This window comes from Curtobacterium phyllosphaerae, assembly GCF_049341865.1.
GTDB lineage: Bacteria > Actinomycetota > Actinomycetes > Actinomycetales > Microbacteriaceae > Curtobacterium > Curtobacterium phyllosphaerae.
Genome location: NZ_JBMPIU010000004.1, coordinates 1 through 14,308, shown reverse-complemented (window position 1 = coordinate 14,308; position 14,308 = coordinate 1). Strand labels below are relative to the sequence as shown.

The window sequence follows — 14,308 nt, the reverse complement described above, 5'->3', positions numbered from 1 at the left end:
GTAGGCTTGACAACCGTGTCAGAACCACTCGAGATCAGCGAACCGGCCGTCGCCGCCGCGGTGGACTCCGCGCTGACCGCCGTCCAGGCCGCGACCACGGTCGCGGAGCTCAAGCAGGCGCGCGCCGAGCACACCGGGGAGCAGTCGACGCTCGCCCGGATGAACGCCACGATGCGTTCGGTCGCTCCGGACCAGAAGGCGGCCGCGGGCAAGCTCGTCGGCCAGGCCCGCGCTCGGGTGAACCAGGCCGTCGCCGCACAGGAGTCCGTCCTGGCCGAAGCCGAAGAATCCGCGCGCATCGATGCCGAGCGTCTCGACGTCACAGCGCTGCCGAGTCGTCGGCACCCCGGTGCGCGCCACCCGCTCTCGCTGCTGCAGGAGACCGTCGGCGACATCTTCGTCGGCATGGGGTGGGAGATCGCGGAAGGGCCCGAGCTCGAGCACGAGTGGTTCAACTTCGACGCGCTGAACTTCGACCAGGACCACCCCGCGCGGGCGATGCAGGACACCCTGTTCGTCGAGCCGGTGGACCGTCACCTCCTGATGCGCACACACACGTCACCGGTGCAGATCCGCTCCCTGCTCGAGCGCGACCTCCCGCTCTACGTGATCGCCCCCGGGCGCGTCTACCGTTCGGACGAACTCGACGCGACCCACACCCCCGTCTTCACCCAGGTCGAGGGCATCGCGATCGACCGGGGCCTGACGATGGCGCACCTGCGCGGGACGCTCGAGCACTTCGCGCGGCAGATGTTCGGCGACGCCGCCGAGATCCGGTTGCGCCCGAACTACTTCCCGTTCACCGAACCCTCCGCCGAGATGGACGTCTGGCAGCCGAACGCCAAGGGCGGCGCGCGCTGGGTCGAGTGGGGCGGGTGCGGCATGGTGAACCCGAACGTGCTCCGGGCGGCGGGCATCGACCCCGCCGAGTACCAGGGCTTCGCCTTCGGGATGGGGATCGAGCGGACGCTCCAGTTCCGCAACGACCTCAATGACATGCGCGACATGGTCGAGGGCGACATCCGCTTCTCGCAGCAGTTCGGAACGGTGGTCTGATGCGCGTCCCACTCCGCTGGCTCGGCGAGTCCGTCGACCTCCCCGAGGACACGACCCTCGAGCACGTGCACGCCGCGCTCGTCTCCGTCGGGTTCGAGGAAGAATCCGTCCACACCTTCGACCTCACCGGACCGATCGTCGTCGGACGGGTGCTCTCGCGCGAGCCGGAGCCGCAGACGAACGGCAAGACGATCAACTGGTGCAGCGTGGACGTCGGCGAGCCGGAACCGCGCGGCATCGTCTGCGGTGCCCACAACTTCGACGTCGGCGACCTCGTGGTGGTGACGCTGCCGGGTGCCGTCCTGCCCGGGCCGTTCCCGATCGCCGCGCGGAAGACGTACGGCCACGTGTCCGACGGCATGATCGCCTCGGCGCGCGAGCTCGGTCTCGGCGAGGACCACGACGGCATCCTGCGCTTCGCCGACCTCGGGATGGAGCCACCGGTGGGGGCGGACGCGATCGGGCTGCTCGGCCTCGACGACGCCGCGGTCGAGATCAACGTGACCCCGGACCGCGGGTACGCCCTCAGCGTCCGTGGTGTCGCCCGCGAGTACGCGCACGCCACCGGGGCGACCTTCACCGACCCGGCGACCAGGCCGACGCCCCGCACCGGCGACGGCTTCCCCGTGACGATCGCCGATGCCGCCCCGATCCGCGGCAACGTCGGCGCACACACCTTCGTGACGCGTGTGGTCCGCGGCATCGACCCGACCCGTCCGACGCCGGCGTGGATGACGGCGCGGCTGTCACTCGTCGGTGTGCGGAGCATCTCGCTGCCGGTCGACATCACGAACTACGTCATGTTCGAGCTCGGTCAGCCGCTGCACGGGTACGACCTCGCGCGTGTCGACGGCGGTCTGACGGTCCGGCGTGCCACGGCGGGGGAGACCCTCGTCACCCTCGACGACCGGACACGGACGCTCGACCCCGAAGACCTCGTCATCGCGGACGCCACGGGCGCCGTTGGTCTCGCCGGTGTGATGGGCGGTGCCCGGACCGAGATCGGGGCGGGCACCACCGACGTCCTGATCGAGGCGGCCGGGTTCGACCAGGTGTCGATCGCGCGCACCGCCCGCCGACACAAGCTGCCGAGCGAGGCCTCCCGCCGGTTCGAGCGGGGTGTCGACCCGCTCGTGGCCGAAGCCGCTGCCGCCCGTGCCGTCGAGCTCCTCGTCGAGCTCGCCGGGGGGACCGCCGACACCCTGGGCTCGACGCTCGTCGACGACCGGCCACGTGCCGCCGTCGCGCTCCCGCTCGATCGTCCCGCAGCGGTGGTCGGGGTCGACTACCGCGACGCCGACGTCATCGACACCCTCCGCGCCGTCGGAGCCACCGTCGAGCAGGACGACCGCCTGCTGCACGTCACCCCGCCGTCGTGGCGGCCCGATCTCGTCGACGACGTCAGCCTGGTGGAGGAGGTCGCGCGCATCGTCGGCTACGATCGCATCCCGAGCATCCTGCCCGTCGCGCCCCCCGGTCGCGGGCTGTCGGCGTCCCAACGAGCGCGCCGACGAGTCGCTGCCGCGCTCGCCGCCGACGGGCTCGTCGAGATCCTCAGCGCGCCGTTCGTGTCCGCGGCGACGCAGGCCGAGTTCCCCGGCATCGACCCGGACGGCGGCCCGAGCGTCGTGCTCGCGAACCCCCTCGACACCGAGCTGGCCCTGCTGCGCCGCAGTGGCCTGCCGGCGCTCGTCGACGTCGCGCGGCGCAACGTCGCGCGCGGTCTCGTCGACATCGCCCTGTACGAGACGGCGCGGGTGTTCCTGCCCACCGCGGACGCCCCACTCGGGACGGACTCGATCGCGCCGGGTGCCGTCCGGCCGACGGATGCCGTCATCGTGGGGATGGACGCCGCGCTCCCCGCACAGCCGAACCACGTGTCGGCGCTGTTCGCCGGCTCGCGTGTCGTCAAGCAGCCGGGTGTCGCGGCGGAGCCGTTCGGGCTCGCGGACGCGCTCGACACCGCCCGGCTGATCGCCTGGGCCGTGGGCGCGGAACTCGAGGTCACCCAGACGAGCCATCCGTCGCTGCACCCGGGTCGGGCGGCCTCGTTGTCCGTCGTCGCGGACGGGGAGTCCGTCCCGGTGGGGGTCGCGGGCGAACTCCTGCCGGCGTTCACGGAGCGCGTCGACCTGCCCCGTGTGGTCGCCGTGGTCGAGATCGACCTCGATGCGCTCATCGCGGCGGCACCCACGTCGGTCGTGTCGACGCCCATCGTCACGTACCCCGCCGCGACGCAGGACCTGTCCCTCGTCGTCGGTGCCGACGTCCCCGCGGGTGCCGTCCTCGACGCGGTCCGGACCGGCGCGGGCGACCTGCTGGAGTATGCTCGCCTCGTGGACGACTACCGGGGCACGGGTGTGGACGAGGGACAGAAGTCCCTGACGTTCGCGCTGCGCTTCCGTGCCACGGACCGCACGCTGACCGCCGCCGAGGCCTCCGTGGCCCGTGACGGCGCCGTCCGACGTGCCGGCGAGCGATTCGGGGCGACCCTGCGCGACTGATCGGCGACCGATCAGCCTCGCCCGGGGCCGCCTCCTCCGACTTCCTCGACGTCAAGTCCGAATCCAAGGTGGAACCGAATGTCCGTATCCGTCGCCGTGGCGGGAGCCAGCGGTTACGCGGGCGGTGAGCTGCTCCGCATCCTCGCCGCGCATCCCGAGTTCGAGGTCCGGACGGTGACCGCGTTCTCGAACGCGGGACAACCGCTCGTCACGACCCAGCCGCACCTGCGTTCGCTCGCGCACCTCACCCTGGTGGACACGACGCCGGAGAACCTCCGCGGTCACGACGTCGTGTTCCTGGCGCTGCCGCACGGTGAGTCCGGGGCGATCACCGCCCAACTGGACGCCGACACACTCGTCGTGGACTGCGGCGCCGACCACCGGCTCACCGACCCGGACGACTGGGCCGCGTTCTACGGCGGCGAGTACTTCGGCGCCTGGACCTACGGCCTCCCCGAGCTGGTGCACTCGACGGACAGCGGGGCCGGCGTCAAGCAGCGGACCGCACTCGAGGGCACCAAGCGGATCGCCGTCCCGGGGTGCAACGTCACGGCGGTCACCCTCGGGATCGCGCCCGGTGTGGCAGCCGGCGTCGTGGAGGCGGACGACATCGTCGCCGTGCTCAGCGTCGGGCCGTCCGGTGCCGGCAAGAAACTGGCGAACACGTACCTGGCGGCCGAGATCATGGGGTCCGCCTCGGCCTACGCGGTCGGCGGGGGCCACCGTCACGTCCCGGAGATCCGGCAGAACCTCCGGGTGGCGGGTGCGACGGGCGTCGGCATCTCGTTCACGCCGGTGCTCGTGCCGATGTCGCGGGGCATCCTCGCGACGACGACGGCCAGGACCGCACCGGGGGTCAGCGCGGCGGACGTCCGGGCCGCATGGGAGCAGGCGTACGCGGACGAGCCGTTCGTGCACCTCCTGCCGGAGGGCGAGTTCCCGCGGGTGGCGGACACGATCGGTGCGAACACCGCGCTCGTCGGGCTCGCCGTCGACGACGCGGCCGGCCGGGTCGTCGCGATCTCGGCCCTCGACAACCTCGCGAAGGGCACCGCGGGCGCCGCGGTCCAGTCGACGAACATCGCGCTCGGGTTCCCGGAGACCCTGGGCCTCAGCATGGACGGAGTCGCACCGTGACCGACGCAGGCGAACAGCACCAGGGCGCCCCGAGCCTCCATGCAGGCCCGACCGACGGGACCGGCCCGACCGACGGGACCGGCCCGACCGACGAGACGAACGCCTCCGGCGTCACCGCCGCTCGGGGCTTCCGCGCGGCGGGCGTGACCGCCGGACTCAAGGCGAGCGGCAAGCCCGACGTGGCGCTCGTCGTGAACGACGGTCCGTCGGACGCCGTCGCGGCGGTGTTCACGAGCAACCGTGCGAAGGCGCACCCCGTCGTCTGGTCGCAGCAGGTGGTCGCGGACGGCGCGGCGCGCGCCGTCGTCCTCAACTCGGGAGGCGCGAACTGCTTCACGGGAGCGTTCGGCTTCCAGACGACCCACCAGACCGCCGAGGCCGTCGCCGCCGCGCTCGGCATCGGTGCCGGCGACGTGGTCGTCTGCTCCACGGGCCTGATCGGTGTCGGGGACCAGACGTTCCGGGACGGCGTGTTGCGCGGTGTCGCCATGGCGAGCGCAGCGCTCAGCACCGACGGGGGCGCGGACGCAGCCGACGCGATCATCACGACGGACACCCATGCCAAGCAGAGCGTCGTCACCGAGACCGACGACGTCGGCACGTGGACCATCGGCGGGATGGCGAAGGGTGCGGGGATGCTCGCACCGGGGCTCGCCACCATGCTCGTCGTCCTCACCACGGACGTCGCGCTGCCGTCGGAGCAGCTCGACGACGCGCTCCGCGCCGCGACCCGTGTGACCTTCGACCGGGTCGACTCGGACGGCTGCATGTCGACGAACGACACCGTCGTGCTGATGGCGTCCGGCGCCTCGGGGATCGCTCCGGAGGTGGGGGACTTCCAGGAGGCCCTGACCGCCGTGTGCGCGGACCTCGCCAAGCAGCTCCAGCAGGACGCCGAGGGCGCGAGCCACGACATCGCGATCGAGGTCGTCGGCGCCGCGAGCGAGGACGAGGCCGTGACCGTCGGTCGGAGCGTCGCGCGGAACAACCTGTTCAAGGCGGCGGTGTTCGGCAACGACCCGAACTGGGGCCGGGTGCTCGCGGCGATCGGCACGACCGACGCGCGGTTCGACCCCTACGCCGTCGACGTCAGCATGAACGGTGTCCGGGTCTGCCACGCCGGCGCTCCGGACCAGCCGAGTGACCTCGTGGACCTGACGCCGCGGGAGACGCACGTGACGATCGACCTGCAGGTCGGGCCGTTCGCGGCGACGATCCTCACGAACGACCTGACGCACGACTACGTCCACGAGAACAGCGCGTACTCCAGCTGATGGCGGGCGGACTGATGAACGAGGACCAGGAGCTCGCCGCCGTCAAGGCCGCGACGCTCATCGAGTCGCTCCCGTGGCTGAAACGGCACGCCGGCACCGTCGTCGTCGTGAAGTTCGGCGGGAACGCGATGGTCGACGACGACCTCAAGCGTGCGTTCGCCGAGGACATGGTGTACCTGCGGTACGCGGGCCTGCACCCCGTGGTGGTGCACGGCGGCGGCCCGCAGATCTCGGCCGCGCTCGCGGAGCAGGGCATCGACTCCGAGTTCCGCGGCGGCTACCGCGTGACCACGACCGAGGCGATCTCCGTCGTCCGCGACGTCCTGGCCGGCGAGGTCAACCGGGAGATCGTCGACCTCGTCAACGAGCACGGCGCCGGCCTCGGGGTCGGCGTGTTCGGGGACGGCGGCTCGATGTTCACCGGTGAGAAGCGTGGCGTCGTGATCGACGGCGAGGAGTTCGACCTCGGGCACGTCGGGGACATCACCGACGTCGACCCGAGCGGGGTCCTCGCGGCCCTCGACGCCAACCTGATCCCGGTGGTGTCGAGCATCGCGATCGACGAGGCCGACCCCGACCAGGCGCTCAACGTCAATGCGGACGCCGCGGCGGCAGCGCTCGCGATCGCCCTGCGCGCGTCGAAGCTCATCATGCTCACCGACGTCCCCGGCCTCTACCGGAACTGGCCGGACCGCGACTCCGTCATCGACCTCATCGCGGTCGAGGAGCTGCGTGGTCTCCTGCCGACCCTCGAGTCGGGGATGATCCCGAAGATGACCGCGTGCCTCGACGCCGTGGTCGGCGGTGTCGGTGGGGCCACGATCATCGACGGGCGGATCCCGCACTCGATCCTGCTCGAGGTGTTCACCCTCCGCGGGGCGGGCACCGAGGTGATCCCGGACCCCCGACGACGAACGGAGAACGAGCACGTGCAGGCCGAGGTCGGTCGCCGTGCCGGAGTTCCCGCTGACGAGACCCCCACGACGAACGAACGGACGGCATCATGAGCACGAGCACGACGACCGCAGCCTGGAACGACCGGTTCGGTGCATCGCTCATGCGATCGCTGACGCCGCCGAAGATCATGCTCGAGCGCGGCGACGGGTGCCGGGTGTGGGACGTCGACGGCAACGAGTACCTCGACTTCCTCGCCGGCATAGCGGTGAACTCCCTCGGCCACGCACACCCGGCCGTCATCGCCGCGGTCACCGATCAGGTGTCGAAGCTCATGCACGTCTCGAACTACTTCGCGACGCCACCGCAGCTCGAGCTCGCCGAGCGTCTCAAGCGGATCACCGGGGCCGGGGACGCCGGCCGCGTGTACTTCGGCAACTCCGGTGCCGAGGCGAACGAGGCCGCGGTCAAGCTCGCCCGCCTGAACCGCGGCGCGGACGGCCGGAAGACCCGCATCCTGGCGCTGAAGAACTCGTTCCACGGACGGACCATGGGGTCCCTCGCACTGACCGGCAAGCCCGCGCTGCAAGAGGACTTCCTGCCGATGCTCCCCGGGGTCGAGCACATCGACTCCACCGTCGACGCGCTCGAACGGGCGATCGGCGACGACGTCGCGGCGCTGGTGCTCGAACCGATCAAGGGCGAGGCCGGCGTCGTCGACCTGCCGGCCGGGTACCTCCGGGCAGCCCGGGAGATCACCGAACGCCACGGCGTGCTGCTCGTCCTCGACGAGATCCAGACCGGCGTCGGACGGACCGGTTCGTGGTTCGCGTTCCAGAACCACGGGATCACCCCGGACGCGATCACCATCGCGAAGGGCATCGCCGGTGGGTTCCCGATCGGCGCGCTCGTCACCTTCGGCTGGGCGTCCGAGCTCTTCTCCGCCGGGCAGCACGGCTCGACCTTCGGCGGCAACCCCCTCGCGACCCGCGTGGCGAACGCGGTGCTCGAGGAGATCGAGGCGAGCGGGCTCGTCGAGGCCGCGACGACGAAGGGCGAGCGCATCCGCGCTGGCATCGCCGCGATCCGGAGCCCACTCGTCGAGGAGGTCCGAGGCGAGGGACTGCTCGTCGGTGTCGGACTGACCGGGCCGGTCGGTCCGGCGATCAACACCGCGGCGCTCGAGCGGGGGCTCATCGTGAACGCCCCGAACGAGTCGTCGCTCCGCATCGCGCCGCCGCTCATCGTCACCGACGCGGAGATCGACCGGTTCCTCGCCATCCTTGCCGACGCGATGCAGGCCGTGGCCGCCGAGCACGACACCCAGGGAGCCTCCGCATGACCCGTCACTTCCTCCGGGACGACGACCTGTCCCAGGCCGAGCAGACCGCCGTCCTCGACCTCGCCGAGTCCATGAAGGAGGACCGCTGGGGGCGGAAGCCACTGGCCGGTCCGCAGTCCGTCGCCGTGATCTTCGACAAGTCGTCCACCCGGACGCGCGTCTCGTTCCACGTCGGCATCTCGGACCTCGGCGGCAGCCCACTCACCATCGCCACCGCATCGAGCCAGCTCGGCGGCAAGGAGACCCCGTCGGACACCGCGCGGGTGCTCGAGCGGATGGTGTCCGCGATCGTCTGGCGCACCTACGGGCAGTCGGGACTGGAGCAGATGGCGGACGGCACCACGGTGCCCGTCGTCAACGCCCTGAGCGACGACTTCCATCCCTGCCAGCTCCTCGCCGACCTGTTGACCATCCGGGAGCACCGCGGGACGCTCGCCGGCCAGACGATCGCGTTCGTCGGCGACGGCGCGAGCAACATGGCGCAGTCGTACCTGCTCGCCGGGACGACCGCGGGCATGCACGTCCGGGTCGCCGCACCGGAGGAGTTCGCGCCGTCGGCCGCCGTCGTCGCGGACGCGGAGCGGATCGCGGCGACGACCGGGGGTTCGGCGCTCGTCGTCACGGACCCGGTCGCCGCGGTCGCCGGTGCGGACGTCGTGGTGACGGACACCTGGGTGTCGATGGGCCGCGAGGACGAGAAGGCGCTCCGTGTGAGCATCTTCCGGGACTACCGCGTCGACGACGCCCTGCTCGCGCACGCGGCGGAGGACGCCGTGTTCATGCACTGTCTGCCGGCCGACCGGGGGTACGAGGTGACCGCCGAGGTCATCGACGGTCCGCGGAGCATCATCTGGGACGAGGCGGAGAACCGACTCCACGCCCAGAAGGCCCTGCTCGCCTGGCTCCTGGCGAACAACGACGCCGGCTGACCCGATGGCGGACCGCGTCGTGCTCGCGTACTCCGGGGGTCTCGACACCTCCGTCGGGATCGGCTGGCTCCGTGACGTCACCGGCAAGGACGTCGTCGCGCTCGCCGTGGACGTCGGCCAGGGCGGTGCGGACATGGAGTCCGTCCGTCAGCGCGCCCTGGACTGCGGCGCAGTGGAGTCGATGGTCGTGGACGCCAAGGACGAGCTCGCCGACGAGTACCTCATGCCGGCGCTCAAGGCGAACGCGTCCACCCGGGAGGGCTGTCCGCTCGTGTCGGCGCTCAGCCGTCCGCTCATCGCGCGGCACGTCGCCCGGACCGCGCAGCAGCTCGGCGCCGACACGGTGGCGCACGGGTGCAGCGGCACGGGCAACGACCACGTGCGGTTCGAGGCGGCGGTCGCGGCGGTCGCTCCCGACCTGGCATCGGTCTCCACGGTCCGCGACCTGTCGCTGACCCGGGAGGCGGCGGTCGCCTACGCCCGCGAGCATCGTCTCCCGGTCGCCGGGCTCGACCGGTCCGAGGGCGTCGACGGGTACTGGTCGAGCGACCAGAACGTCTGGGGCCGTTCGGTGGAGACCACCCTGCTCGAGGACCCATGGGTCGCCCCGGACGAGGACCTGTACACGATCACCCAGGACCCGGCGACGGGGCATCCGGCGGACGAGGTCACCGTCACGTTCGAGCAGGGCGTCCCGGTCGCGCTCGACGGTCAGCGGTTCAGCCCGCTGCGACTGGTGCAGGAGGTGAGCGCACTCGGCGGCAGCCACGGCGTCGGCCGCGTCGACGTCGTCGAGGACCGTCTCGTCGGCTCCAAGCGCCGCGTGGTCCACGAGGCACCGGCGGCGATCGCCCTGGTCGCGGCGCACGAGGCACTCGAGAGCCTGACGCTCGAGCGGGACGTCATCCGGTACAAGCGGGGTGTCGACGGCGACTGGGCGGACCTCGTCTCGGACGGACGCTGGTTCTCCGGGCTGAAGCGCGGCCTCGACGCGTTCATCGAGTCGACGCAGCAGTACGTGTCCGGGGAAGTCCGGATGCGGTTCCACGCCGGCCAGGTGACCATCATCGGCCGGCGGAGCGACCAGAGCCTGTACGACTTCGACCTCGCGACGCACGACACCGACGGCTCCCTCGACCACTCGTCATCCCGCGGGTTCGCCGACATCTGGTCGTTGCCGGGCAGGATCGCGGCGCGACGGGACCGGGCGAACTGACCCGGCCGAGCAGGTCCGCGACCCGGCAGGCAGCCGGACCGGACTCCCGAGACCCAGCACCACCGACACCCGCACGAACGCACCACCACGGAAGCAGAGACCATGACGGAACAGCACGACGACCGGCCGGCCACGAACGCGGGCTCCCTCTGGGGCGGGCGCTTCGCCGACGGTCCGTCCGCCGAGCTCGCAGCCCTCAGCCGTTCGACCCAGTTCGACTGGCAGCTGGCGCCGTACGACATCGCGGGCAGTCGGGCCCATGCACGGGCGCTCGCCGCGGCGGGGTACCTGACGAGCGACGAGCTCGATCAGATGCTGCAGGGGCTCGACCGGCTGGCGGCGTCGTTCGCCGACGGCTCCCTGCAGCCGGGTCCGGACGACGAGGACGTCCACGGCGCACTGGAGGGCCTGCTCATCGCGGACCTCGGTCCGGAACTCGGCGGCAAGCTGCGGGCGGGACGGAGCCGGAACGACCAGATCGCGACGCTCGTCCGGCTGTACCTGCTCGACCACGCTCGGACCATCGGCCACCAGGTCGTCGGGCTCATCGACGCGGTCACCGCCCAGGCGACGGCGCACGGCTCGGCGATCATGCCCGGTCGCACACACCTGCAGCACGCCCAACCGGTGCTCCTCGCGCACCACCTCCTCGCGCACGCCTGGCCGCTCGTCCGCGACCTCGAGCGGTTCCGGGACTGGGCCTCCCGCGCGGGTTCGAGTCCGTACGGCGCGGGTGCGCTCGCCGGCAGTTCGCTCGGGCTCGACCCGGCGCTCGTCGCGCGCGAACTGGGACTCGACCGTCCGACGGACAACTCGATCGACGCGACGGCGTCGCGGGACGTCGTCGCCGAGTTCGCCTACGTCACGGCGCAGGTCGGCATCGACCTCTCCCGGTTCGCCGAGGAGATCATCGCCTGGAACACGAAGGAGTTCGGGTTCGTCCGACTGCATGACGCGTTCTCCACGGGGTCGAGCATCATGCCGCAGAAGAAGAACCCGGACATCGCCGAGCTCGCACGCGGCAAGAGCGGGCGGCTCATCGGGAACCTGACGGGCCTCCTCGCGACGCTCAAGGGGCTGCCGCTGGCGTACAACCGCGACCTGCAGGAGGACAAGGAGCCCGTCTTCGACTCCGTGACACAGCTCGAGGTCCTGCTGCCCGCGTTCGCCGGGATGGTCGCGACACTGACCTTCGACACCGAGCGGATGGCCGACCTCGCACCCCAGGGGTTCTCGCTGGCCACGGACGTCGCCGAGTGGCTCGTCCGGCAGGGGGTCGCGTTCCGGGACGCGCACGAGATCTCCGGAGCGCTCGTGCAGTTCTGCGAGTCGCGGGGGATCGAGCTCGACGAGCCGACCGACGAGGACTACCGCGGCGTCTCGGAGCACCTGACGCCCGCGGTGCGCGAGGTCCTCACCGCCGAGGGCAGCGTCCGGAGCCGGTCGGGGGTCGGTGGGACCGCACCCGAGCGCGTCGCCGAGCAGCTGCAGTCCCTCACCGCCCAGGTGAAGGCACTCACCGAGGTCCCTCCGCTGGCCCGATGAACCTCAGTCTCCTGGACCTGCCGGCGCTCGCCGTGGCACCGGCGCTCCTCGGTGCGACGATCTCCGGCCGTGGGGTGACGATCCGGATCACCGAGGTCGAGGCGTACATGGGCGAGACCGACCCCGGATCGCACGCCTTCCGCGGGGTGCGGACGCGCAACCGGCACCTGTTCGGGCCGCCGGGAACCCTGTACGCGTACCGCTCGTACGGGATCCACACCTGCTGCAACATCGTGAGTGGTCCGGACGGGGTCGCGTCGGGATCGCTGTTGCGCGCCGGCGAGGTGGTCGACGGACTCGACGTCGCACGCGAGCGACGTGGCGACCGGGTCACCGACGTCGGCCTGGCCCGCGGGCCGGGCAACCTCGGCCAGGCGCTCGGCGCGCTGCTCGACGACGACGGGTCGAGCACGGTGGACGGGACCGGCCCGTACACGGTCCGGCTGTCGCCGGTCGACGGTCTGGAGGCACGCCTCGCGGCCGCCCAGGACCTCCCGTCCGGCATCAGCACCGGTCCCCGGACCGGTATCCGCGGTCTCGCCGGCGGTGCCGGGTTCCCGTGGCGGTTCTGGCTGGCGGGGGACCCGACGGTGTCGGCGTACCGGCGTCATCCACAGGCGCTCGACGGGCCTCCCGACCCCGCACCGGCTGGCCACTAACATGGGCGGATGTCCAGTGACACCGCTCCCGACGTCCTGACGCGGCAACAGAACGACCCGTCCTTCCCCTCGATCTGGGACGAGTTCGCCTGGCGGGGTCTCGTGCAGGTCTCCACCGACGAGACCGCACTGAAGGACGCCCTCGACGGCGAGCCGATCACGTACTACTGCGGGTTCGACCCGACGGCGCCGAGCCTGCACTGCGGCAACCTCTACCAGCTGCTGCTCATGCGGCGACTGCAGCTCGCGGGCCACCGCCCCCTCGGGCTCGTCGGCGGCTCGACTGGCCTGATCGGCGACCCGCGGCCGACGGCGGAGCGGACCCTGAACGACCGGGCGACGGTCGAGGACTGGGTCGTCCGTCTCCGCGACCAGGTGTCCCGGTTCCTGAGCGCGACGGAGACCGAGCCGGGCGCGGACAACGCGCTCCGCATGGTGAACAACCTCGACTGGACGTCGCCGATGTCCGCGATCGACTTCCTCCGCGACATCGGCAAGTACTTCCGCGTGAACACGATGATCAAGAAGGACGCCGTCTCCGCGCGGCTGAACTCGGACGCGGGGATCAGCTACACGGAGTTCAGCTACCAGATCCTGCAGGGCATGGACTACCGGGAGCTGTTCCTCCGGTACGGGTGCACGCTGCAGACCGGCGGCAGCGACCAGTGGGGGAACCTGACGAGCGGCACGGAGCTGATCCGACGAGCCGAGGGCGCCACCGTCCACGCGCTCGGCACGCCCCTCATCACGAACACCGACGGCACGAAGTTCGGCAAGAGCGAAGGGAACGCCGTCTGGCTCGACCCCGCGATGACGACGCCGTACGCCTTCTACCAGTTCTGGCTCAACACGGCCGACGACGACGTCGTCGAGCGCCTCAAGGCGTTCACGTTCCTGCCCCGCACCGAGATCGACCGGCTCGCGCGCGCCGTCGCGGACGAACCGTTCCGCCGCGAAGGACAACGAGCGCTCGCGTTCGCGGTCACCGCCCTGGTGCACGGCGAGACCGCGACGCAGGCCGCGATCGATGCCGCGGCCGCGCTGTTCGGGAACGGCGACCTCCGTGCCCTCGATGCGGACACCCTCCGCGCGGCGATCTCGGAGCTGCCCTCCGCCACGGTCGGCCCGGACGTCGACGTCGCGCGCGCGCTGGTGGAGACCGGCCTCGTGGCGTCGCTCGGCGCGGCGCGGCGCGCGATCGCCGAGGGCGGTGTCTCGGTCAACAACGAGCGGGTCACCGATCCGGTGACGCTCCTGTCGTCCTCGGTGCTCGCTGGGGGCGTGGTCGTGCTCCGTCGCGGCAAGAAGACACTCGCCGGCGTGACCGTCACCGCCTGATCCGCGCGGCTGCGGGCATCGGGCCCACGACACGCCCGGGCTGCGCGCATGATTCGACCGGTCCGGGGCTGCCGCGTAGAGTTCTTACTCGTCACCCCAAAGGTGCGGCGGAGCGGCTGAGATGCAAGTCTCGGAGCACGTCGGCCTGAAGAGGGGACCATCCTCCACCGAAGTTCAGATCCGGCCTTGTGCTGGCTGGCTTCGACGCTTAGGATGTAAAGTCCACCGATCCTCTCCTCCGGGATGAGCCAGTGACCACGCCGATCGGCGTGGGCGATGCGAATCGGTGGCAACGAAGACACAGCCTCGGTGCTGAAGCCTGCGGGTGGATGGTCGAGTGCGTCTGGTCCTTGAGAACTCAACAGCGTGCACATTGTCAATGCCAATTTATTGACCTCGTGCGATGGGTGTTTC

Annotated in this window: 11 protein-coding genes; all 11 read left to right on the top strand. The window is 71.4% G+C overall.

Annotated elements, in window-relative coordinates; translation table 11 throughout:
* Positions 1 to 15 precede the first annotated feature (15 nt).
* A complete protein-coding gene (pheS, locus tag ACO0E0_RS08115; RefSeq protein WP_422870910.1) occupies positions 16 to 1,056 on the top strand; it encodes a phenylalanine--tRNA ligase subunit alpha in 1,041 nt (346 codons plus the stop codon).
* Positions 1,056 to 3,560: a phenylalanine--tRNA ligase subunit beta gene (pheT, locus tag ACO0E0_RS08110; protein ID WP_422870909.1), complete on the top strand. Its 2,505-nt coding sequence runs from the start codon at positions 1,056 to 1,058 to the stop codon at positions 3,558 to 3,560. The genes pheS and pheT overlap by 1 nt, the downstream gene beginning before the upstream one ends.
* A 78-nt stretch (positions 3,561 to 3,638) precedes the next feature.
* Positions 3,639 to 4,697 carry an N-acetyl-gamma-glutamyl-phosphate reductase gene (gene argC / locus ACO0E0_RS08105; RefSeq protein ID WP_422870908.1) on the top strand — a complete coding sequence of 353 codons (1,059 nt, stop codon included), beginning with the start codon at positions 3,639 to 3,641 and terminating at the stop codon, positions 4,695 to 4,697.
* On the top strand, positions 4,694 to 5,971 hold the full coding sequence (argJ, locus tag ACO0E0_RS08100) for a bifunctional glutamate N-acetyltransferase/amino-acid acetyltransferase ArgJ (RefSeq protein WP_422870907.1): 1,278 nt from the start codon (positions 4,694 to 4,696) through the stop codon (positions 5,969 to 5,971). The genes argC and argJ overlap by 4 nt, the downstream gene beginning before the upstream one ends.
* A complete protein-coding gene (gene argB, locus ACO0E0_RS08095; RefSeq protein WP_422870906.1) occupies positions 5,971 to 6,978 on the top strand; it encodes an acetylglutamate kinase in 1,008 nt (335 codons plus the stop codon). The genes argJ and argB overlap by 1 nt, the downstream gene beginning before the upstream one ends.
* Positions 6,975 to 8,207 carry an acetylornithine transaminase gene (locus tag ACO0E0_RS08090; protein ID WP_422870905.1) on the top strand — a complete coding sequence of 411 codons (1,233 nt, stop codon included), beginning with the start codon at positions 6,975 to 6,977 and terminating at the stop codon, positions 8,205 to 8,207. Before argB ends, ACO0E0_RS08090 begins: the two co-directional genes overlap by 4 nt.
* Entirely contained in the window at positions 8,204 to 9,136 is a 933-nt protein-coding gene (argF, locus tag ACO0E0_RS08085; protein ID WP_422870904.1) for an ornithine carbamoyltransferase, read from the top strand. Before ACO0E0_RS08090 ends, argF begins: the two co-directional genes overlap by 4 nt.
* A 4-nt stretch (positions 9,137 to 9,140) precedes the next feature.
* Positions 9,141 to 10,352: an argininosuccinate synthase gene (locus ACO0E0_RS08080; protein ID WP_422870903.1), complete on the top strand. Its 1,212-nt coding sequence runs from the start codon at positions 9,141 to 9,143 to the stop codon at positions 10,350 to 10,352.
* Between the two features lie 102 nt (positions 10,353 to 10,454).
* Entirely contained in the window at positions 10,455 to 11,897 is a 1,443-nt protein-coding gene (argH, locus tag ACO0E0_RS08075) for an argininosuccinate lyase (RefSeq protein ID WP_422870902.1), read from the top strand.
* The gene (locus tag ACO0E0_RS08070) at positions 11,894 to 12,556 is read left to right on the top strand and encodes a DNA-3-methyladenine glycosylase (protein WP_422870901.1); all 663 of its coding nucleotides are present in this window, start codon (positions 11,894 to 11,896) and stop codon (positions 12,554 to 12,556) included. Before argH ends, ACO0E0_RS08070 begins: the two co-directional genes overlap by 4 nt.
* Before the next feature lie 9 nt (positions 12,557 to 12,565).
* Positions 12,566 to 13,894 (top strand): tyrosine--tRNA ligase, encoded by a 1,329-nt coding sequence (gene tyrS / locus ACO0E0_RS08065; RefSeq protein WP_422870900.1) that lies wholly within the window; start codon positions 12,566 to 12,568, stop codon positions 13,892 to 13,894.
* Positions 13,895 to 14,308: the final 414 nt, after the last annotated feature.